Raw genomic sequence first — 19,700 nt, forward strand, 5'->3', positions numbered from 1 at the left:
GCGAAACAGGAAGCAGTGTGCCCGCGATGCAACGTCCGCGCGCTGCAATTAATCGATCGCTAGAGCGGTTTCCAGTTGAGGTGAATCGGAACAGTCAAAGGGGATTCCCACGGGCACGCAAATCAGATTCGGTGTTGCCCGCGACAACATGCGGGGCATGCGATGGCGAAGGGATACTCCAAGGACCTCAGGGTGCGTGCGGTTGAGCTTGTTGAGTCCGGCGAAAGCGCACGTGAGGCTGCGCGCATTCTCAATCTCGGCGCTTCGACTACGATCCGATGGATGGATCGTTGGAGGAAGACCGGAAACGTTGAGGCCAAGCCCGGCACCGGGCACAGCCGCTCGCCGTTGGAGCAGCACAAGCAGTGGCTGATCGAGCTGATCGCCGCGGAGCCGGACCTGACGCTCGAGGAGATCCGCGCGCGTCTGCGCTCTCAGAGAAAGCAAAAGGCCGGCATCGGTTCGATCTGGCGTTTCTTCGACCGTCACAGCATCACCTTCAAAAAAAACACTGCACGCCGCCGAGCAGGATCGACCTGACGTCGCTGCCGAGCGTGCCGCGCTGAAAGCCGAGCAGCCCAAGCTGCGTGCACCGCGCCTCATCTTTATCGACGAGACTGCGGTCACGACGAAGATGGTCCGGCACTATGGGCGCTCTCCTCGCGGTGAGCGCCTCGTCTCTGGCGTGCCCCATGGTCACTGGAAGACGCTGACGCTTGTCGCCGCGCTGCGCATCGATGGCCTCACGGCGCCCTATGTCATCGACGGTGCAATGGATGGGCCCTCGTTCCTGGCTTATGTCAAGCAAGTCCTGGCGCCGACCTTGCGCAAGGGCGACATCGTCTTCATGGACAACTTGCGCACTCACAAGATCGCCGGTGTCCGCGAGGCGATCGAGGCTGTCGGCGCCCGCGTGCGTTATCTGCCGGCCTACTCGCCCGACCTCAATCCAATCGAACAGGCCTTCTCCCGGTTGAAAGCTGCGCTGCGCAAAGGCGCCACCCGCACGGTCCAAGCCCTGCTCAAACTCATCGGCAAACTCGTCAAGTCGTTTGCGCCGCAGATGTGTGCCAACTACTTTAGGCATGCTGGATACACCAGATGATCCACATCATGTGGAAAATGCTCTAACCAGTTGAGTCCGTGCCGGGCGCGATAGCGTGCGGAAGCGGATGTGAAGGTTGCCGGGCAGGGCGGCCGACCACCGACACGCCCGATCACGTTACCGCTGGTGGCGTTGACGTTGCCGGGCAGAAGCACGACATATCGGTTCCTGATCCCACCCGCCGCTCCGGAGCAAGCCATGAACGCCCCCAACATCGAGTCCGTCACGCCGCAGTCTGGCGGCGACGTTGTGGCCTGGCTGACCAACGAGACCCGCGACGAGCGCTTCATCGACAATATCTTCGCCGAGCTGTGCATCCGGTTGCAGCAAACGGGTATTCCGCTCAAGCGGGCGACGATGAATCTGCTGATACAGCATCCGCAATGGCTCGGCGCCCGGATCATCTGGGGCGACGGCAAGCGCGAGGCCGAGATCACGCGGGTCGACTACGAGGTCAGGGAGCGCTCGGAATATATCGGCAGCCCGGTCTACGAAATCCACCAGGGCGCCGGCGAAGTGCGCGAGCGGCTCGAACGGGCGCCTGGCCGCACGCATGCGCTCTTTGACGAGATGCGCGCGCAAGGCCTGACCGACTATGTGGCGTGGCCGCTGCTGCATACGCTCGGCAAGCGGCATGTCGTGACCTTCGCGACCGACCGGTCCGGCGGTTTCGATGACGCTGACATCGCCGAGCTGCGCAAGGTGCTGCCGGTGCTGGCGCTGGTCAGCGAAATCCGGATGAAGAACCGCCTGGCGCGGACGCTGCTCGAGACCTATGTCGGCACCCATGCTGGTGAGATGATCCTGGCAGGCGCGACGCGGCGGGGCAGCGGCACCACGGTCCGCGCCGCGATCATGATCTGCGATCTCAGGGACTTCACCCGGATCTCGGATTCCTGGCCGCGCGACGACGTCATCGATCTCCTCAACGACTATTTCGACGCGATGTCGGAGCCGATTGCGCGGCACGGCGGGGAAATCCTGAAATTCATCGGCGATGGTCTGCTTGCGATTTTCCCGCTCAGCGATCCCAGGGCCTGCGCCAACCTGCTGCACGCGGTGTCCGAGGCGCGGCAAGCGATGGCGGCGCTCAGCGAAAAGAACAGCATGATGGGCCGCGCCCCAATGAATTACGGCATCGGCGTCCATGTCGGCGACGTCATGTACGGCAATATCGGATCGCGCAGCCGGCTCGACTTCACGGTGATCGGCCCCGCGGTGAACATGGCCTCGCGGCTCGAGGCTCTGACCAAGCAGTTGGGACGAAACGTGCTGCTGTCGCGCGCCTTCGCCGATCTGGTCTCGCACGATTTCGCGCTCGAGCATGTCGGCGAGCATTCGGTGCGCGGTTTCAGCGAGCCGATCGAGCTGTTTGCCTATCGGGGCTGAGGCTCGATTGGCCAAAGCAGCGTGACGTGCGGCGCACGCACCGGCTGAGACGGCCCAATGTCCAAAGGCTCCTGCCGTTAAGGAGATTGGCCGGACAGGTTTACTCTCGGTGCGCGCAGTAATTGCTGCTCGGCATAGTTGGCCAGACGATCGTACTCTTCGGCGATCTTCAGAAGATTCGCACGTGAGTTTTGGTATCTGAACAACTCCGCCTTGGCACGTGTCTTGGCGGCTCGATCCCGCCAATAGCCGGCGTTGGTCATGACGTTCTCGACCATGGTGCTTCCCCCTTTCTCAGGGATTGCCCATAGACCAACGTCGCCGCGACAAGTCCGCTCCCCGAGGAACCCGGAACTGGCGTTCACGCATGAAGAGTCACTGAAACATTCCGTTTGTTCCAGACGAAATTTATTCAAGCTGGATTCACACGCGTTATTTTCCGAAACGCCGGATCGCGCGAATCTTCGGATGCTGGGCGGGCTTTTTCATTAAGGAAATTTTCAAAGGCCCAGAGGGTCCGCCTGATTATCGGCACTGGCGGTTCGGCGTGAGCATGGGAATAGGACGGCCCCGGCAACGCGAGATGCCGGGGCCGTTTTCCCGTGGTGCCGGGAGTTCAGATCGAGGTGATCTTCTGCGCCGGCGCAGCGCGCTCGACGAAGCCCTTGGCGAGGGCGTGATAGACGCCTTCCTTGCAGATCAGGCGCGAGCTCGCGTGCGCAATCAGGGCCGCGGCCATCAAGGGCACGACCATCGCGTGATTGTCGGTCATCTCGGTGACGATCACGAAGGCGGTGATCGGCGCCTGAACCACGCCGGCGAAATAGGAGACCATGCCGAGCAGCATGATGGCCGACAGCGGCGCGCCGTGAAACAGCGGCGCGATGTTGGAGCCGAGCCCGGCACCGACCGCGAGCGAGGGCGCGAAGATGCCGCCCGGCATGCCGCTGATCGAGGCGAACGTGGTCGCGAGGAATTTCCAGACGCTGAAGCTCGCCGGCAATTGTGCTCCGGCTTCGAGCGCGGATTTGACCTGCTGATATCCCGTGCCATAGATCGCGCCGTCGGACGCAATCCCGCAAATCGCAGCCGCTAATCCGCAGACTGCGGCAAAACCGACTGGATAACGCTTGATCGCGCTTCCGACTGGATTGGCAAACCCGCGTGCCATTGTGATCAGGATGCGACTGAACAGGCCGCCCGCAAGACCTCCGGCAATGCCGCAGAGCGGGACCGCGAGCCAGTCGGTGCCGTTGCGCAGGGCCGTCGCGCTGGTGCCGAAATACGTATAGTTGCCCATCAGAGCGAGCGAGGTCAGGCCGGCAGCGATCACCGCGCCGATGATCAGGCTGCTGGTTCTCGTCTCGAAGGCACGGCTCATTTCCTCGATGCCGAACACGATCCCGGCCAGCGGGGTGTTGAAAGCGGCCGCGACACCTGCGGCCGCGCCGGCAAGGATCAGGCCGGGTTGGCGCCGCGGCGAGAAGCGGCCGAGCGCAAACATGATCGAGGCGCCGATCTGCACCGTCGGTCCCTCGCGCCCGACCGACGCGCCACACAACAGGCCGAACAGGGTGAGCAGGATCTTGCCGGCCGCAACGCGCAGCGAAACCAGGCTTTCGCGCGCGGTCTGATCGGTCAGATGGCGTGCGGCGATCGCCTGCGGGATCCCGCTGCCTTGCGCGTTCTGAAAGAAGCGGTTGGTCAGAAACACCGACAGCGCGAACCCGGCCGGCGTCAGCACCAGCGAGGCATAATGGAAACGGGATACCACCGCGCCGAACGCGATCTGCGCCAGATCGGCGAGCTGTGCCAGCGCGACGGCCGCCGCGCCGACCGCAATGCCGCCCAGCAAGAACAGGGCGCGGCGCTGCCAGCGCGCGGAGACCAGTCTGAACAGCCGCCTCTGGCGGTTGGAGGGGAAGGTCATTCTGACGAGTTCTGGCTCATGTCGTGGTCCGATACGCAGCGGATCACGTCATTCCTAGCACGCGTCGGCGGTATGCGAAGCTGAAGAAATCAGCACGGTGTGCCGGCGCAGCCGCCAAACTCCAGGGCCGAAATCTACCGCCTGAGGCCTCACTCTTCGGCGACCTCCGGGAGGTTCGCGCGTGAGTTTTGCTGTCTCAACGACTCCGCCTTGGCGCGTACTTTCCCGCCGTGACGCATGATTGAGGGACGCGGAAAAACTGGCACAAACTGCACTTTGCGCGGCTTCCGCCGCGGCGTATTTTGACCGCCCCATTGAAGGGCGCATGTCATGTCCGAAGTGATTGTTCGAGCGGGCATCGTCGTATTGGGACTTTGCCCAATCGCAATGGTTGCCGTTGCTCTGTTCATTTGATGGAAGCTCACCTGGCCCGACCGCGCCAACCGGGCCGGTAGACGGCCCCAGCGCCTGCCCTCCCAGGCCCCCATAGGTTGCTGGGGCCACTCAACATGGAGGCCGCCGGTTGGCGTCCTCATTCTTTGCCTGGTACCGAGTTGGGTACGTTACCGGGATCATTGCCGCGCGAATGACATGGGGCACTGAATCGAAAAGGGCCGTCGCATCGGCGGCCCTTTTCTGCCGGTCATAATAGGTCTGCAAAAAACTCAGTCGTGAAAAAATGCTCTGCAAAGAACGGCAACGCCGGCAGGGTTGGTATTACGACCGTCCTATCTCTCCGGAAATCCGGATCAGTACGGTGTTCCTGCGGTGGAACTCTTGGTCTGCGGATGTGTATCCGACGATCAATGATGGCGCACCGGAGAGGGTGCCGCCCCCATCAGGACATTCGCCGCGGGGAATCAGGACAACTCATGTCGCCGCGCTTCGCCAAGCATCATGTTGAGCATCGAGATGTGCTCAGCCGTGAGCTGTCGCTGCGTGAGGCTCACGGCCCATCCTTCCGGGATCGCGTCCAGGCGCGCCGTCCAGGAACCGACGCGGCGGAGCATGATTGTCACACGTTCGGTGCTGTCCCTGCCGGCAGTGTCTGGACGATCAAGGTAAACTCGCGGCCCCAGCTTGTGCCCCCTCGCTGGGGCCGTTTCTTTGGGGTGGAAGCGCGGCGCATTCAAGCAGCGATGGTCCCGCCGCCTATCTCCGGCGGCGCTGCTTGCTCGGAAACAGCCGGTCGCGGATGTAGCGGGAGGTCGGCGTCAGGCGAAGGCCCCGCGGCTTCTGCCAGGCGGCGCGGTCGATCTCCTTCTTGTCGCCGATCGCCAGTCGGCCCTTGGCGTTCTTGGCGATGAAGATCGCGTCGCTCATCCTGCGGCCGGAACGCTTGTTCCTGGCCGTCACTTCCTTCCACAGGCTCAGCCTGCCGAGCTTGAGCTTCGGCAGCTCCTCCTTGATCTCGCGCTTGAGGCAATCCTTCCCGGTTTCTCGCGCGCGCCTGCGCCCGCCGGGAAACATCCACAGCCCGTCAGATCGGCGTCTAACCAGAAGAACCTTGCCGCGCTTCGCGGCTACCAGCTTGGAGGACTTGGGCATTGGAGTACTTGGGCATTTGCTGCGCAATGATCGAAATAGAATCGACCCATTTTAACTTGTCTATTTGTGTAGACAAGTTCGATGCCACATTGTTCCACAGTCGTATGTCGGCTGTTTGTCTTTGACGGCTGCGATCTTCGCTGCGCGCGATCGGCCGTGGCTTCCTTGATCTCGCTTGATGTCCGGTACCTCACGTTGAATTCGTGAAAGCTGTTACGGCCGGTGACTGCAACTCACCCGGTTGCGTCGTGATAACGATACCCATGGCGGGCAGCTTTCACTGCTTGACTCAATGTTCTTGTTTTGTTCTAATTGCCTCCACCGGGAATTGGAGGACGCCATGGACAACCGCATCAGCGAAATTCGCAGGCAGATCAGGGCGCTGCGCGTCAGCATGCTCGAGGCCGAAGCCATCATGCGCCAGCAGATCAACCGCGATGAGGACTGCGCCTTCGTCGCCGGGGATCTCCTGAAGATGCGGCTGGTCATGAGCCGCCTGGTCGAGGAGCGGGAGGTCCTGGGCGACCGCGATCCGATCATCGTGCATGCGAGCGTTGCACCGCGCCGTCGCGCCGCGACGTCAGCCTTCATTCGCCCGGCGAAGCGAGAGCTGGCCGCCGGCGAAGCGCGTGCATGACCGAGTGCTCGGGACGCGGCGGCTGCGCGCCGAGCTGCAAGACGTGATGTGCCGGAGGAAAAGATGAGAGAGCCGCTTCGGTATTTCCACGACAGCGATGATCACGCGCCCTGGATCAAGGCGCTGGCCGAGGTCCGGCACATGGCGACGCGGGAAGGCTGGTGCTTTCACCACGTGCAAGCGATCATCGTGGCGATCGACCAGTATGCCGAGGCCGCGCTCGGCAACCGCGAGTTCTTCCTCAACCGGCCGCAGACCGTCGGCCCGGTGAGGCGAGGCGACGTGCCCTAACACGCTGACCGGCAGGCATACGCATTCGACGTCGCGGTAGCTCAACGTGCTGTCCGCGGCGGCGAAAGGCCTCTCGCAGGAAGTGCCGACTATTTCGTGTAGCCTTGACTGCTGCAGTACCACCAGGATTCGGCGGGCGATGCGCCATGCTCGATCACGTACTTCCGGCAGGCTTCGTAGCTGACCGCGTACCGCTTTCCGCACGGTACCGCAGAGATGCCGAAATTGCTGGTCGAGCATGTGGATGCGGCGTGGCCCGTCGACATCGACAGGACGCCGATAAAGGGCAGGACCGCTAGAAGTGACAGGGTCTTCATCATAGCCATCGCCTCCCAAGTTGGAGGACAGCGGGGCCGCCGTCCCCGCCGAGAACCTACTACATCGCACGCCGTTCACCACCGGATTTCGCGGGTCTCATGCGCGATCCGCATCGTCACGCACGCTGTGTTCGTCGTCATGCCCGGCGCGTGACGCCTTCCGGGCGCAGGGGCCAAATGTCCCGGCCTGCCTGAGGCGGGCGGGATGGCCAATCCGCTGCCAGCGACATATCGTGACGGTCCGAGGCCGAATCTGAGGCGGGCCGTTCATCGCCGGGTCATGTCCATCCGGCCATCGTCAGCGCCGCGCCCGCGAGGGCGGCGGCATATTTGCGGAGGAGGTTTCGGATGATCAGGGGCTGGCAGGTTGCGACGTCGGCGCTCGCCATCGTCGTGATGGTTGCAACGCTGGGGGCTGAGGCGAACGCGGCGCAGTGCGGCAACGGGCCCGGCGGGTTCGAAGCCTGGAAGCAGCAGTTCTCGGGCGAGGCGAGCGCCAAGGGCATCGGCGCCACCGCGATCGCCGCACTGATGCAGACCCATTATGCCAGTGCGACGATTGCCGCGGATCGCGGCCAGCGCAGCTTCGGCCTGTCGCTCGAGCAGTTCATGGCCAAGCGGGGATCTGCGACCATCGTGGCGCGCGGCCGATCGCTGAAGCAGTCGCAAGCCGCGCTGTTCGCCTCGATCCAGCAGCGCTATGGCGTGCCGCCGGGACCGTTGATCGCGATCTGGGGCATGGAGAGCGGCTTTGGCAGCCAGCGCGGCAATCAGAACATGCTGTCCTCGATCGCAACGCTTGCCTATGACTGCCGCCGTCCGGAGTTCTTCACCGATCAGCTCTATGCGGCGCTGAAGCTCGTCGACCGCGGCACGTTGTCCGGGAGCACGCGCGGATCGATGCATGGCGAGATCGGCCAGACCCAGTTCATGCCGAAGAACGTCCTCGCCTACGGCACCGGCAATCTCGACGTCGCGGCCAACGCGCTGAGCTCGACGGCGAACTTCCTGCGCGCCCATGGCTGGCGCGCCGGCGCCGGCTATCAGCCCGGGGAACCCAACTTCGCCGCGATCGAGGCGTGGAACGCGGCAGGCGTCTACCAGAAGGCGATCGCCATCATGGGACGGCAGATCGACGGCCAATGAGCGCAGGCGCGAGTTCCTTCATCGCCTGTTAATGCAACGATGCCCAGATCGTGCGCTGTGAAACGGGAGCAGATGGAGACCGGCTCCATGCTCAAGAACGGCACCTACGCGGCGTGGTTTCGAACGTCGCTTGCGGACGGTACCGGCATCGTGCACGTCGCCGATGGCAGGCTGTGGGGCGGCGACGCGGTCATGCTCTACAGCGGCACCTATGAGGTCGACGGCGAGCGCTTCTCCGCCGTGCTCACCACGCAGCGGCACTCCAGGGACGGCACGACCGTGTTCGGCACCGACGACCTCGTGGTGCGGCTCGAGGGCATCTGGACCGGCGCGATCGCGACCTGCACGGGCAGGGCGGATGCCGTGCCCGATCTCGCCTTCGAGGTGACGCTGATTCCGAGCCAGGAGGTGGCACCCGAGCCGCCGCCGGATCTGCCGCTGCCGAAGTTCGACCCCAGCAAACTCCCGAAGCTGCCGAAACGCTCCGGCCGCTAAGGCATGATCCGGAAACGTGCGAAGCGGTTTTCCCTCGCGACAAGCGCCAAAGCCGTTTGCGCGGGGATCACGCGCTACGCGTCGCGCGGGCCCGCGGTCTCCGGAAACGGCGCGCCGGGGATGTAGAGCTTCAGCGCGCGAATCTCGTAGACCGCCGACGGGTTGACGCTGCGCAGGTCGCGCGCCGCGGCGATCGCCTCCGCCTCATCGGCGCAATCGATCACGTAGAAGCCGAGCAATTGCTCCTTGGTTTCGGAGAACGGCCCGTCGATCACCATGCCGTGGCCGGGCCCACGCAGCGTGCTGGCATTGCGGGTATCGCCGAGCCGCGCAGCCGGGCCGAGCTTGCCCTTCAGCCGTTGATGGACCTCGCGCAGACCCGTCATCACGGCAGCGTCCTCCTCGGCGTTCCACGATTTGACCTCGGCTTCGACGTGATAGGCCAGGATGGCATAAAGCATCTGATGTGCTCCTTGTTTCTGATGCGACTGGCCCAAGGACGTCTCGCGGCGATCCGAGCCGACATTTCATCTGTAGCGGATCGGACGGTCTCTGGGGTGCGACAAGGTATCCCGCCGTCCGGCATGGCAGCGGCGAATCGCGCAGGCCAAAACAGCAAAAAGGCGCGGCGGATGAGCTTCCGCCGCGCCCCCGATTTTGATGTCTCGCTGGTCCAGGGCTGAGAGCGCCCCGATGCCAGGCTGATTGCTCAGGGCCTAGCGGGCGATCCCAGCGAGGTGACAGCGCTTGAGACAAGACACTAGATCACCTCCTTTCTTTGTTGATGGGACTTCGAATATAGGTGCCGAATCCGCCGCTGTTAAGGCCGCCTCCGGCCCAGCCGCGCCGGGAAACCGGCCGGATTGCGGCGAAATGGTTTCGTTTACCGGAGAACACAACGCACGCCGGGGCAGTTGAGGCCGCCGCCCGGCCGTGTTAGGTGAACCCGAGATGCGGGTGTAGCTCAATGGTAGAGCAGCAGCCTTCCAAGCTGAATACGAGGGTTCGATTCCCTTCACCCGCTCCAATATTTTCAAGCACTTATCGGACTTCGCGATTTCCATTCCGACAAAGACCGCTGAATCCATTCCGACAAACGTTCACTTTCTGGCCGATTGCTTGCGCCGCTTGATGCGCTTGATTTGTGCGTCCTGCTTGGCCTCATCGTCGTGATGAAGGTAGTGCGCCATTGCCTTGGTCGACGACCATTGGCCCTTCTTCATCAGTTGCGTTTCAGTGAGGCCGGATGTGCTCGCCTCGGTAGTCCCGCCGTGCCGACCAAACGAGGTGAAGGTCAGCTCAGGACGCAAGCCCGCGGCAAGAATGATCTTCTTCGAGATGCGCTCGACTTGAGTCAGCATTTCTCCTTTGCCGCTCCAGGGCAAACTACTGCCGTCCCGACGCAGCATCAGGCCGCCCGTTGGCCGCAACGCTTTCATGGCGTCGAGCTCCGCCATCAGCAGCGGATAGAGCGACTTACCCTTCTTGTCGAAGAGCGGCTCCCATGAGCCTGTGCTCGTCTTGTAATTGATGACGTAGACGTGGTTCGGGCGGCTCTCCGGCCGATAGTGCTCCGCCATGAACCGGATGAAGATATGAGCCTTGCGCTGCAGCCATTCCCAACCGATCAAGACACCCGTTGCCAATGACGGATAGCCCAACTCGCTCGCTTTCTCCCGGAATGCTGCCAGCTCGTCAAAATTAGCATGCGGTGTTTCGCGCGAGGTCGATTGCAGGCCCATCTTCTCAAATGGGTTCTTCGCCGGAAACAGGTGAGGGTGTGCCCGAGAGATCGTGTTCCATGCGCCGCGAGCCGTCTTCATCGCGTGGTTCACGGTCGTGCGGCGTTCAACCTTCTCGCCGTCGACGTTCTTGTAGAGCAGCTTCCCGAACAGGTCGTCTGCAAACGCCGTATCGATACTCGCAACGCGCCGCGTGCCCAGGCGCCTTCCGTCCTTCAATATGTATTCGCAGATCATCTTGATGCCGGTTTCGTGCACGCGACATTGACCTGGGCTCAAAGGCTGTAACCGCTTTGCAGTCTTCTGTTTCCACGTTCGACGATACTCGTGAAACATCCAGTCGAGCGTTCCGATCACCACGCCGATGCCCGCGGGGTTGGCATCATCGCCGCCCGTCACCCAGCTGTCGAACGCAGGCAGCAAGATCTTCTCTGCGCGCTGCACGGCCAGCTCGTAATCGGTACCGAGCGGCTCGTTCTTGACCGGACAACCCTTTTTGCGCGCCCACGTCGGCACGTCGAAAAAATACGCGAGGCTCCCTTCTTGAAGGCGTTTGCGCCTTGTGTAGCGAGGCAGCGGCAGCGCCGAACGTCTCACTCTCATCACAGCAAGCTCCTGGACACCTCCGGGTCGTCCTCGGGATCTATTGGAATCGATCTTTCTTGCCGCATCAACACAGAAATGCGCCCGTCAGGCCAAATCTCGACGCGCGCGACTTTTCCGCCGCTGTCGAGAACGCCTCTAACGGCACGCTTAACGTCTGCTTCAGTGAATCGGACTTTCGACATCGAAGCCGGCGAATACGGAGACGAAGAGCATTTGCCGAGTCATTCAATATGACTTTGCGCGATCACTCTACCGAACATAGAGGAAGCCTGGTGCATTCTTGGGATATCTGAAAGGCTCTAGGATTGGAGTAATGCAGGCGGATCACACTAGAAGCTAGCGATCATTTTTTATTGAAATCACCGCTGTGAGGATGCTGACGTTGGACCTTGTTGCCGTAACATGAATGCAGCTAGCTCAAATTTCCCCGTGATGGATTGGGCTGACAACGCGGTCTGTGCTTCCGCCTTCGCTTTGTCTCGATTGCGCTGATTTCCGAGGAGAGTCGCGTCTGCTGCAGGGGCTGTGCTTCGTCTGCTCACCGGGACGATTCCCTGCTCATGGCGGTACGACCTATGGCAGCCGCCCCGCAGTCCGAAACCCTCGCACGCTTGCTTTTTTCCCCGCCGGCAAGCCGGCTCCTCGCGGCCGCTTTGCTGCAAAAAAGGCGCGAGCTCGGGTGCGCCGCTGCGCTTCGCCCCAAGGGTTCAGCGGCGGACCGGCCGCCATAACGGTCTCGCCATCGCACGGGATCGGCCCTGCGGCAACGAAGGAAACAGACCATGACTGCAATCGGATTCGTCACCCGCACGGACAACGGCGGCTTCAGGGGCGAGCTCAAGACTTTGTCCGTCCGTACCGGTATCGACATCGTGCCCAACCGCGACAAGTCGGCCGACACCCAGCCGGATTTCCGTATCATCGCCCACGGTGTCGAGATCGGCGCCGGCTGGATCCGACGGGGAGAAAGCAGCGGCAGGGACTACGTCAGTCTGTCACTCGCTGCACCCGAGCTGGGGTCCCACAAGCTTTACGCCAACCTTGGCCGAGCCGTCGGCTTGGGCGATGAAGGCGGCTTCTTCCTGCTCTGGAATCCTGGAGACTAGATCGAAATCTTGGGCTCCCGCGCAACGCGCGGGAGCCTTTTTTTGTCTCCAGGACCCGAGCTTTGGATCGCAATCGCTTGTAGTCCGGGCGAGTTTTTCTGCGCGATCGCGCGTTCGGCGCGCAGGCCATCATCGGCCAGATGGCCCTCAATCCGTCCGCTTCAGAGCGATCTTAGGGCGCGTCAACGGGCTCCAATTTGAAGATGCTCTCCAGGAGTTTTTGTCCGTGTGGGGGACTTGAAGGGCGCTGCCCCTCACCCCCTGCAAGAGCTTCTTTTGTCCTCCGGTGCAGCAAGTCGGTCGCACGTCGCAGCTTCGCCGCTCGGTGCAACCGCGTTGCGCACCATCGGATTCGCGCCCCTCGCGGGGCGCCAAAACAAGCTCTTGCCCCCCGAAACCCCGGTCTCGCCGACGGGCAGGCGGCATGGCGAAGGCCATGCGCGCCGCGCCGATTGTCAAACGGCCTTTCGGGGCCCATGAGCGAGATTTCACGATGGCTAAGCTGACGAAGGTCGAGGCCAAGGCACATGCCGAGGCTGTCGAACTGCTCAAGAAAGACGTTCTCACCTACGATGAAAAGGTGTTCGTGCTGGACAACTGGCACGAGGCGGCAAACCACATCAACGGGTCGGCGGGTGCATTCTTTACCCCGACAGGCCTTGCCGCAGACTTCGCAATCGATGCTTGCGGCGGTCGAACCATCGACCTTTGCGCGGGGATTGGCGCGCTCGCGTTTCACGTCTTTTGGCGAGGGTATTACGGGCGCAGCCAGGGCGAACCCGAGAGGGAAATCGTCTGCATCGAGCACAATCCTGCTTATGTCGAGGTCGGTCGCAAGGTGCTGCCAGAGGCTCAATGGATCTGTGCCGACGTGTTCAATTTCGATCTCAAAGGTCTCGGGCACTTCGGTTGCGCGATCGCAAATCCTCCCTTTGGAGCCACCCCGAGGGCCGGAAATGGACCGCGCTACACTGGGCGGTTGTTCGAGTTTCATGTGATCGATCTTGCCTCGGACATTGCCGATTATGGCGCATTTATCATTCCGCAGATGTTCGCGCCGTTCGAATACAGCGGCGTGCAATGCTACCGCGAACGCAAGAACGCCGATTATCTGAAGTTCGCGGAACAGACCGGTATTCATCTGGAAGCTGGCTGCGGCGTCGATTGCTCTTACCATCGCGGCGCGTGGAAGGGGGTGGCTCCAAACGTGGAAATCGTCTGCGCCAACTTCGAAGACATGCCACGCAACAAGCCGCGATCGCCAACCGATCCGGAGGCCGAACTACGCGCTCTATGGACCGGAAACGGCGTCCCGCTCGAGCGGCAGGACGCCGTCATTGCCGAGGTTGCGGCGAAGGCAAGGGTAGGAATTCGGTTCAACGAACGTCCGATTCAGGCGGATTTGTTCGCCGAGATTGAGCGTTCTGGGTCCAAGGATTGACTGCTCACCTGGCAAATCCGCGGCTGCCTTCGTTCGCCCGAGCTCGAGAGGATGCGAGGCCTGTTCTGCTCGTCGAACGAGCGATGAAACTCGGACATGCACCTGACGAAAGCCGGCCGAGACGGCACTCTCGGCCGGCTGTCGAAGGTTCAAATGGCCGACGCAAGAGCGGCCCGCCGCCGATCCAGCCAGCTGCCGTTTGCTCGTTCCACCCATGCCGACGCTTCTCCGATGGAATGAATTTCCGATAGCCGAGCCGCGCCGCGGGGGCACGGGCATGGTCGAATAGGCGCCGAAACACCTCATTGTCGGTCGCAGAAAGTTATTCGCACTGAGCGGAATTATTGCCGCGAACTCAAGAATTGCTCATCGGTTTCTCCCTCCATTGGATGCAAAAGATCGGATCATCGGCGCAAGAATTTGCGTCGATTAGCGAGTTCCGAACACGCTGCGCGTCCGTATTTTTTGTGTTTGCGTCAGGCGCCGCCCTCGCAAATGCGTCGGCAAACAAGCTCACTTCCGCGCGCAATGGCTAGCACTTTCAGCGCCAGGATCGCCCCTTCTTCGCAGGTAAATGGCCCGTGCGTGGAGCGTTTGTGCGTCAGCAGAGGACCTCGATGCGGCAAAGTGAGGAAGCGTGAAACAGTAACTGAGAGCAGGGGGCGTGATCGCAAGATAAAAGCACTGTCGCCGTAGGGTGGCTAAGTGATTGTCTGCACATCCCAGTTTTGTTGACACCGAGCTAGATGATGTCGCCAAGTCCGCCACAAGTCGATCGTTTCGCTCGCCGATCTCGTCTACGTCTTGTCAGCCGCGCGGTAGTTTCACATATCCGCGGGTCTTGCAGACGGAGAGCCCCGCTCATGCGCGGCATCGCCGATGACGAATTCGAGGTGAGACTTAGGCGGATCGACAATCGCAAAGCCAGGCGGGTGCGTCGGCCCCTACGCTCGGCCGCGGAGAAGGAGGTCGGCACCGTTGGGCGTCGCGCCTCGAGCTTCTACGGCGGCCGGATCGGCCGCCGATACGCGCAAGGCACAGTGCTGGCAGCGCGCGCGAGAGCTAAGGGCTTACGTCGTATCGTGATCAAGGCACGCGTCGCGTGCGAGTGGAACGTCAGAGGAGCAGCGCTCGCACTTGCGGCAGTCAGCCGATGATCGGCGCGAAAACCGCCGGATGAAAGACGACGCACCGCGTTGGCGCGGAGGAGGGGATGCCGCTTACTGGCCGCTACCGCCTCGACGAAGACCGAAACTTTGACAGACCGCATCTGAGTCGCGAGACTGCTGCGCCCTCCCAACGAGCTCCTATCGATTCCCATGCGTATCAATGACCTGCCTGCTCCCGTCACCGCGGCCAAAGCCGACTGGCTTCCTGGCACGCACTGGATCGGGTTTACGCCAACGAACGGCTCAACGAACGCACGAACATGTGGGCCGACGGGGAGAAGCGCTATCGCTGGTCCGTCGCCTTCCCGATCATCGAAAGCTACTCGCTGGTGCCGCATCGCTATGCCAACGAGGTTTTATCCCCGGAAGCAATGGCACGGGTCTTCGGTCATCCGTCGGGCACGCTGCGGCCGCTGAATGACGACGAGAGGAGCCAGATCGCCGAACTGGAGATCGAGCCCCGACGTACTGTCAACGCATGGATCGGGATCGAAGATGAAGCGAAGATGGCCGAGCAAAGCCAGATCAATCCCGAGACTGTCAGGCTGATCAGCGGCGATCTCGCCGCCGCGCTCGAAGGCATGACCGAAGAGCAAAAGGCGAAAATCCGCAGACGGGCGGCGTGGATCGCAGATAGGTTTATCCGGCGCCGTGCAAAGGCCGGCCAACTCTATTGCGACAACTGTAGTTTCGACCCCAGCAGCCAGATCGGCGGCACCTCCGTGACGGCCCGATCTCTGCTCGACGTTCACCACATGAACCCGCTGGAAGAAGGCATTCGCTACACTACCGAGGCCGATTTCTGCCTCGTGTGCCCGAACTGCCACCGCTTCATGCACCGGCTGGCGCGGACGCTTGCCGATCCGGTCGCGAAGGCAACGGCGTTGAGACCGGCAGGACGGTAGGTTAAACAAAAGTGCCCGCAGGCGCGGACGGCGATCCACGCGCCTCAGGATTGCGCGTACCTCGTTCCGACCGATAGCCCGATGTCAACTGGCAACCCAGAGCTCCGCCTAGAACTTCAACGTCTCACGGAGCCCCCAAGGGGGCTGGCATAGAATGGCTGGAACGACGACCGCCCACAGCACGCTGGCAGACAAGAAGCCAGAAGCATCATTTCAAAGTGGGGCGCCGGAGGGACGCATATCTGGCAGCACGCCTTGTGGGACGTCCCTTCGGGATACGGAAACACAGTCCGCTATTTCCAGAGCTTACCGAGAGCGGTCGACCTGTACCGGGGACTGCCGATCGCGGCCTTTGATCAGCTTCGCGGACACCTCATCCTGGACAAGGGCGCGCCCGGCTTCGCCGGGCAGAACTCTACACCAGCCATTTCGCGGCTGTCACCAAGCCCCGCAATGCGGGTCTCAGCCCGAGGGGTAACGATCCTTCGCGCTTGCCTTCGGCGGTCGGTCATTATCGGATTCGGAAATAGGACCGGCTGCCAATTTCCGTGCCGTCATTTTCAAAGCGGCCCGACGTCCATGTCTCCGGACGCTCCATAAACACTTCCCAAACCATCAGGCCGAAACATTTGGCTGCGGCACTGTAACTGTGCCGCGCCGCCTTCTCGTAGATCGCTTGGAAGGGCGTGCCGCTCCAATCGTTGCCCGGCATCCAACCGGCCGTATGGATTTCATCGGCGTCAATCATCGCGTTGAGAGCGGCTTTGATGGCATCGACTTCTGCCGGCGTCATTCTTGACGTGTAGGCTCGATACTCCGCTTCGTAAGGGACCGACGTAATCGGTCGCTTAGTCATCAAGTCGACAAGCATTCGTCCCTCCGCGGTGGTTATCCATTTAGAGTACGAGGAAGCATTTTCCCTTAAGACTCCTCAGACTGGAAGCGTTGCCACGCAACGGGCAGCGTAAGATCATCCAAATCGGCGTGGAGGCGTGCCATGCATCCGTAGAACAGCGTGATAATTCGGCTCGATGAACCGGTGTCGGTGGGCGGAGCGCGGCGTCGGCGCCAATTACTAAGCGTGCGAACTCGACATTCCCCTCCGGACTGCCGTCGGTGACCGCGAAGCGGCACTGTCATGGCCTGATTTTCGTCAAGTCGCACTTCGAAGCTCAGTTTTCCATACCGTGACGTTTCGCTCCCTGAGCACAACGAGCCAGCGCATCTCTTACGACTTTGGCTGAATCTTCAAGCCGTTGAAGGAGCGTGGTCAGATTTGCGATTGTTGCCTCCTCTAAGTGAAGGTTTTGAGGAGTTAAGGTCGCCCGTATGAGCTGATCAAGCGGCATTGAGTCGGCCCATATTCCGGTCGGAAAAGCCCTACCGTGTTCAAGCGATGACTCGGGAATCACGTTGCCGTCCGGGGTAAGCCTGCACGACAACGTCAAATTAGATGAAATTGCTTCTTCTAGTAGCCTAGCGGGAATCTCAATCGCCGCAACAACAGTGTCGGTCCCAACAACCCGGTATCCAAATCGATACAGATCGTCTGATGCACGCGTCTTTTGCAGACAAACGCGTTCGACAAAGGGTTCAATTGTTCGAGCGGAAAGAGCCAATACCGTGAACTCCGTCACCCAAATAGCCCAGCCTCTCCGCAATACCTAATTTATCGGTATCTGAAAAGTCGTTCTATGTGTCTGGCCCCCTTCTGGAGGCCAGATGCCTAAGACGGTTACCTCTCCCATTCAAAAGAAGCTCGCCGCAATGTTGGTTGAGCTGAGAAAGGGGGCGGGTCTGCGTCAGGTTGATCTTGCCAGTAAGCTCGGGGTCTACCAGTCTTGGGTAACCCACCTGGAATCCGGGCAGCGTCGAATAGACGTTGTCGAACTCATCGAGTTAGGGCGAGCCATTGGCTTTGACCCGGCCGAGGTCGTACGGAAACTCAATAAGCGTTAGGCGTGGTCTGAAGCCGCTTATCGGCGTAAGCCGCCTTCGGGTTGATTCGGCAAGCGATCAGCGCAAGAAATCGTGACCGAAGGCCGGGACGCTGGCCCAGCGCGCTCCTCACCGGAAAATGAGGCGGACGCCCCACCACAGCGATGGAAGCGTGAGGATGAAAATCGCTGCGAACACGAAGCCTGCGGCAATGTTGAACATAGTGAATTTGCGGGTCGCGATGCGGGCGTTCACTGAGATCTGGACGCACAAATCGTCGAGGTATCGCGCGGTGACGCTATGTCCCTCGTTGGGCTTGTAGCGCTCCGTGACGCGGTCGTGATAGCGGGCTACAGGAATCTGCGCGATGTGCCCCCAGTACAACAAGCTAACGGAGTCGTCGTCCGATTGGAAAAACCGCGCCAACACCTGCGGGACAAATGACAGAATACAGACCAGACCACCAATGGCGAAGAGCGGAAGCGCAACGCAGAATGCGATGTTGTAACCTGGAGACAGGCTGGCCTTTCCCGTCAACAGATTGATCGCACCGAGAATCCAAGCCGACGAGAACGTAAGAAGAGCGGCGTTCTTGGTTTCCGCAAACTTGACGAAATCGATAGTTCTGCCGAGTTGTGTGGAGAGAATCTTCTCGAAGGCCTCTTCTTGATCATCCTTCATGGGCTTTCCTAAGTCTTCGGTTCTACCAGGGAATAGCTGGTACTCCTGCCGCCGGCCGCATCCTTCTTCAGGATGCCGAGCGCGACGAGTTCATCAATGTCTCTCGACGCCGTCGCCTGGGATATCTTGGTCAGCTTCGCCCACTTGGATGAGCTCAACTTGCCCTGAAAGCCGTCTAGAAGCCGATTGAGAACGGTCCGTTGACGCTCATTGAGTTGTTTCTCCGCATGTTCGTCCCAGAAGTTGGCTTTCCGCAGAACGCTGGCGAGCACAATCGAAGCCCCGTCGAAGGCGCGATCCAAACAATTTAGGAACCACTTAAGCCAGTCGGTGATGTCCAGGTCGCCTTTTTGGGTTCTTTCGAGAACGGCGTAGTAGTCATTCCTTTCACGACGGATCTGCGCCGACATGCTGTAGAAGCGGTGACTGCTGTTCTCGGAACGCGCCAGCGCAAGATCGGTGATGGCTCGCGCGATGCGCCCATTTCCATCCTCGAAGGGATGGATGCTCACAAACCAAAGATGGGCAATCGCGGCTCTGAGGACGAGGTCCATGTCAGCGCGGCTGTTAAACCAAGCCAGAAAAGCCTGCATTTCATTTTCGAGCCGTCCGGCGGCGGGAGCCTCGTAGTGCACATGCTCACGCCCTATAGGCCCCGAGATGACTTGCATGGGTCCGGACTCATCGGTGCGCCATGCGCCGGCCACGATTTTGGTCATACCGCTTCGTCCGGTGGGGAAAAGCGCCGCATGCCAAGCGTAGAGGCGATCGGCCGTTAGTTCGTCGGCATACTTTTGTGTAGCGTCGAGCATCATTTCGACGACGCCCTCGACCATCCGGTCAGCCGGCGTAAGCGCACCAATGTCCACACCCAGCCGGCGGGCAATTGACGAACGCACTTGGTTGCGATCGAGGACTTCTCCTTCGATCTCACTGGACTTCACGACTTCTTCAGTCAGGCTTTGGAGTGTTGCTTCGGCCTTGATCGGGAAGCCCAAACGTTCCATCCGACCTATGAGGCGGCCCTGCTTGTGACGGACGGCCGCGAGCCGATCAGTGATGCTCTGAACGTTCCAGTTGAAATTCGGCCAAATTGGGCTGTTGTGAATGTACGGCATAATCTCTGCATCCTGTGAAGAGATTATGGATCGCTTTCTCGTCATCGACAATACTCTCGTCAAAAATTGACGAGAATGATCTAGATAAGCTCTTTTTGTCGCGTTATCCCAAATGTTGACGCTCTGACTACCCGCC

At 61.0% G+C, this 19,700-nt stretch carries 21 protein-coding genes and 1 tRNA gene; 12 read left to right on the forward strand and 10 right to left on the reverse strand.

Translation table 11 applies throughout. From position 1 onward, the window contains the following. Positions 1 to 162 precede the first annotated feature (162 nt). Positions 163 to 1,105, forward strand: a protein-coding gene (locus tag J2R78_RS32200; RefSeq protein WP_253608102.1) for an IS630 family transposase whose coding sequence is annotated in 2 segments (ribosomal slippage) — positions 163 to 501 and positions 503 to 1,105 — 942 coding nt in all. Because the reading frame shifts where the segments join, the coding sequence is not laid out codon by codon here. A gap of 198 nt (positions 1,106 to 1,303) precedes the next feature. Continuing rightward, positions 1,304 to 2,494 carry an adenylate/guanylate cyclase domain-containing protein gene (locus J2R78_RS32205; protein WP_253608103.1) on the forward strand — a complete coding sequence of 397 codons (1,191 nt, stop codon included), beginning with the start codon at positions 1,304 to 1,306 and terminating at the stop codon, positions 2,492 to 2,494. A gap of 77 nt (positions 2,495 to 2,571) precedes the next feature. Here J2R78_RS32205 and J2R78_RS32210 read toward each other — a convergent pair whose 3' ends face one another. The 3 genes from J2R78_RS32210 to J2R78_RS32220 all read right to left on the reverse strand — a co-directional run bounded on the left by J2R78_RS32210 (position 2,572) and on the right by J2R78_RS32220 (position 5,972). Continuing rightward, a complete protein-coding gene (locus tag J2R78_RS32210; protein ID WP_253608104.1) occupies positions 2,572 to 2,772 on the reverse strand; it encodes a hypothetical protein in 201 nt (66 codons plus the stop codon). A 338-nt stretch (positions 2,773 to 3,110) separates the two neighbouring features. Beyond that, positions 3,111 to 4,424, reverse strand: coding sequence for a chloride channel protein (locus tag J2R78_RS32215; RefSeq protein WP_253608105.1), 1,314 nt, complete (start codon positions 4,422 to 4,424; stop codon positions 3,111 to 3,113). 1,152 nt (positions 4,425 to 5,576) lie between these two features. After that, complete coding sequence (locus tag J2R78_RS32220) at positions 5,577 to 5,972, reverse strand: NUDIX hydrolase (RefSeq protein ID WP_076831509.1); 396 nt, start codon at positions 5,970 to 5,972, stop codon at positions 5,577 to 5,579. A 340-nt stretch (positions 5,973 to 6,312) separates the two neighbouring features. On the opposite strand from J2R78_RS32220, the gene J2R78_RS32225 reads away from it, so the two are divergent. Both J2R78_RS32225 and J2R78_RS32230 read left to right on the forward strand, forming a co-directional pair. Beyond that, on the forward strand, positions 6,313 to 6,609 hold the full coding sequence (locus J2R78_RS32225) for a hypothetical protein (protein WP_076831506.1): 297 nt from the start codon (positions 6,313 to 6,315) through the stop codon (positions 6,607 to 6,609). A gap of 63 nt (positions 6,610 to 6,672) precedes the next feature. Further along, entirely contained in the window at positions 6,673 to 6,900 is a 228-nt protein-coding gene (locus J2R78_RS32230) for a hypothetical protein (RefSeq protein WP_016843397.1), read from the forward strand. An 89-nt stretch (positions 6,901 to 6,989) separates the two neighbouring features. On the opposite strand, the gene J2R78_RS32235 is transcribed toward J2R78_RS32230, so the two are convergent. Next, positions 6,990 to 7,220 (reverse strand): hypothetical protein, encoded by a 231-nt coding sequence (locus tag J2R78_RS32235; protein WP_225160192.1) that lies wholly within the window; start codon positions 7,218 to 7,220, stop codon positions 6,990 to 6,992. Positions 7,221 to 7,565: 345 nt separating this feature from the next. Between J2R78_RS32235 and J2R78_RS32240 the strand changes: the two genes are divergently transcribed. Then, positions 7,566 to 8,363 (forward strand): lytic transglycosylase domain-containing protein, encoded by a 798-nt coding sequence (locus tag J2R78_RS32240; RefSeq protein WP_038383190.1) that lies wholly within the window; start codon positions 7,566 to 7,568, stop codon positions 8,361 to 8,363. 87 nt (positions 8,364 to 8,450) lie between these two features. Continuing rightward, entirely contained in the window at positions 8,451 to 8,858 is a 408-nt protein-coding gene (locus J2R78_RS32245) for a hypothetical protein (protein WP_253636029.1), read from the forward strand. Between the two features lie 74 nt (positions 8,859 to 8,932). On the opposite strand, the gene J2R78_RS32250 is transcribed toward J2R78_RS32245, so the two are convergent. Next, the gene (locus J2R78_RS32250; RefSeq protein ID WP_028335390.1) at positions 8,933 to 9,319 is read right to left on the reverse strand and encodes a YciI family protein; all 387 of its coding nucleotides are present in this window, start codon (positions 9,317 to 9,319) and stop codon (positions 8,933 to 8,935) included. 492 nt (positions 9,320 to 9,811) lie between these two features. Here J2R78_RS32250 and J2R78_RS32255 point away from each other — a divergent pair. Then, positions 9,812 to 9,885 (forward strand) — tRNA-Gly (locus J2R78_RS32255). A gap of 73 nt (positions 9,886 to 9,958) precedes the next feature. Here J2R78_RS32255 and J2R78_RS32260 read toward each other — a convergent pair. Beyond that, on the reverse strand, positions 9,959 to 11,203 hold the full coding sequence (locus tag J2R78_RS32260) for a hypothetical protein (RefSeq protein WP_253608107.1): 1,245 nt from the start codon (positions 11,201 to 11,203) through the stop codon (positions 9,959 to 9,961). Between the two features lie 785 nt (positions 11,204 to 11,988). Here J2R78_RS32260 and J2R78_RS32265 point away from each other — a divergent pair. The 4 genes from J2R78_RS32265 (at position 11,989) to J2R78_RS32280 (ending at position 15,827) form a co-directional block, all read left to right on the forward strand. Continuing rightward, the gene (locus tag J2R78_RS32265; RefSeq protein WP_253608108.1) at positions 11,989 to 12,312 is read left to right on the forward strand and encodes a DUF736 family protein; all 324 of its coding nucleotides are present in this window, start codon (positions 11,989 to 11,991) and stop codon (positions 12,310 to 12,312) included. A gap of 424 nt (positions 12,313 to 12,736) precedes the next feature. Then, the gene (locus J2R78_RS32270; protein WP_253608109.1) at positions 12,737 to 13,753 is read left to right on the forward strand and encodes a methyltransferase; all 1,017 of its coding nucleotides are present in this window, start codon (positions 12,737 to 12,739) and stop codon (positions 13,751 to 13,753) included. 863 nt (positions 13,754 to 14,616) lie between these two features. Then, positions 14,617 to 14,910 carry a hypothetical protein gene (locus J2R78_RS32275; protein WP_253608110.1) on the forward strand — a complete coding sequence of 98 codons (294 nt, stop codon included), beginning with the start codon at positions 14,617 to 14,619 and terminating at the stop codon, positions 14,908 to 14,910. Between the two features lie 341 nt (positions 14,911 to 15,251). Continuing rightward, entirely contained in the window at positions 15,252 to 15,827 is a 576-nt protein-coding gene (locus tag J2R78_RS32280; RefSeq protein WP_253636030.1) for a hypothetical protein, read from the forward strand. A gap of 511 nt (positions 15,828 to 16,338) precedes the next feature. Here J2R78_RS32280 and J2R78_RS32285 read toward each other — a convergent pair. After that, positions 16,339 to 16,698, reverse strand: a complete 360-nt coding sequence (locus J2R78_RS32285) for a hypothetical protein (RefSeq protein ID WP_253608113.1) — start codon at positions 16,696 to 16,698, stop codon at positions 16,339 to 16,341. 301 nt (positions 16,699 to 16,999) lie between these two features. After that, complete coding sequence (locus tag J2R78_RS32290) at positions 17,000 to 17,464, reverse strand: hypothetical protein (protein WP_253608114.1); 465 nt, start codon at positions 17,462 to 17,464, stop codon at positions 17,000 to 17,002. 85 nt (positions 17,465 to 17,549) lie between these two features. Here J2R78_RS32290 and J2R78_RS32295 point away from each other — a divergent pair, with 85 nt between their 5' ends. Next, positions 17,550 to 17,786 carry a helix-turn-helix domain-containing protein gene (locus J2R78_RS32295; protein ID WP_253608115.1) on the forward strand — a complete coding sequence of 79 codons (237 nt, stop codon included), beginning with the start codon at positions 17,550 to 17,552 and terminating at the stop codon, positions 17,784 to 17,786. Positions 17,787 to 17,894: 108 nt separating this feature from the next. Here the strand turns inward: J2R78_RS32295 and J2R78_RS32300 are convergent, their stop codons facing one another. Then, positions 17,895 to 18,446, reverse strand: coding sequence for a Pycsar system effector family protein (locus J2R78_RS32300; protein WP_253608116.1), 552 nt, complete (start codon positions 18,444 to 18,446; stop codon positions 17,895 to 17,897). 8 nt (positions 18,447 to 18,454) lie between these two features. After that, the gene (locus J2R78_RS32305) at positions 18,455 to 19,564 is read right to left on the reverse strand and encodes a Fic family protein (protein ID WP_253608117.1); all 1,110 of its coding nucleotides are present in this window, start codon (positions 19,562 to 19,564) and stop codon (positions 18,455 to 18,457) included. Positions 19,565 to 19,700: the final 136 nt, after the last annotated feature.

The sequence above is a fragment of the Bradyrhizobium sp. USDA 4538 genome, from assembly GCF_024171045.1.
Taxonomy (GTDB): Bacteria; Pseudomonadota; Alphaproteobacteria; order Rhizobiales; family Xanthobacteraceae; genus Bradyrhizobium; species Bradyrhizobium australafricanum.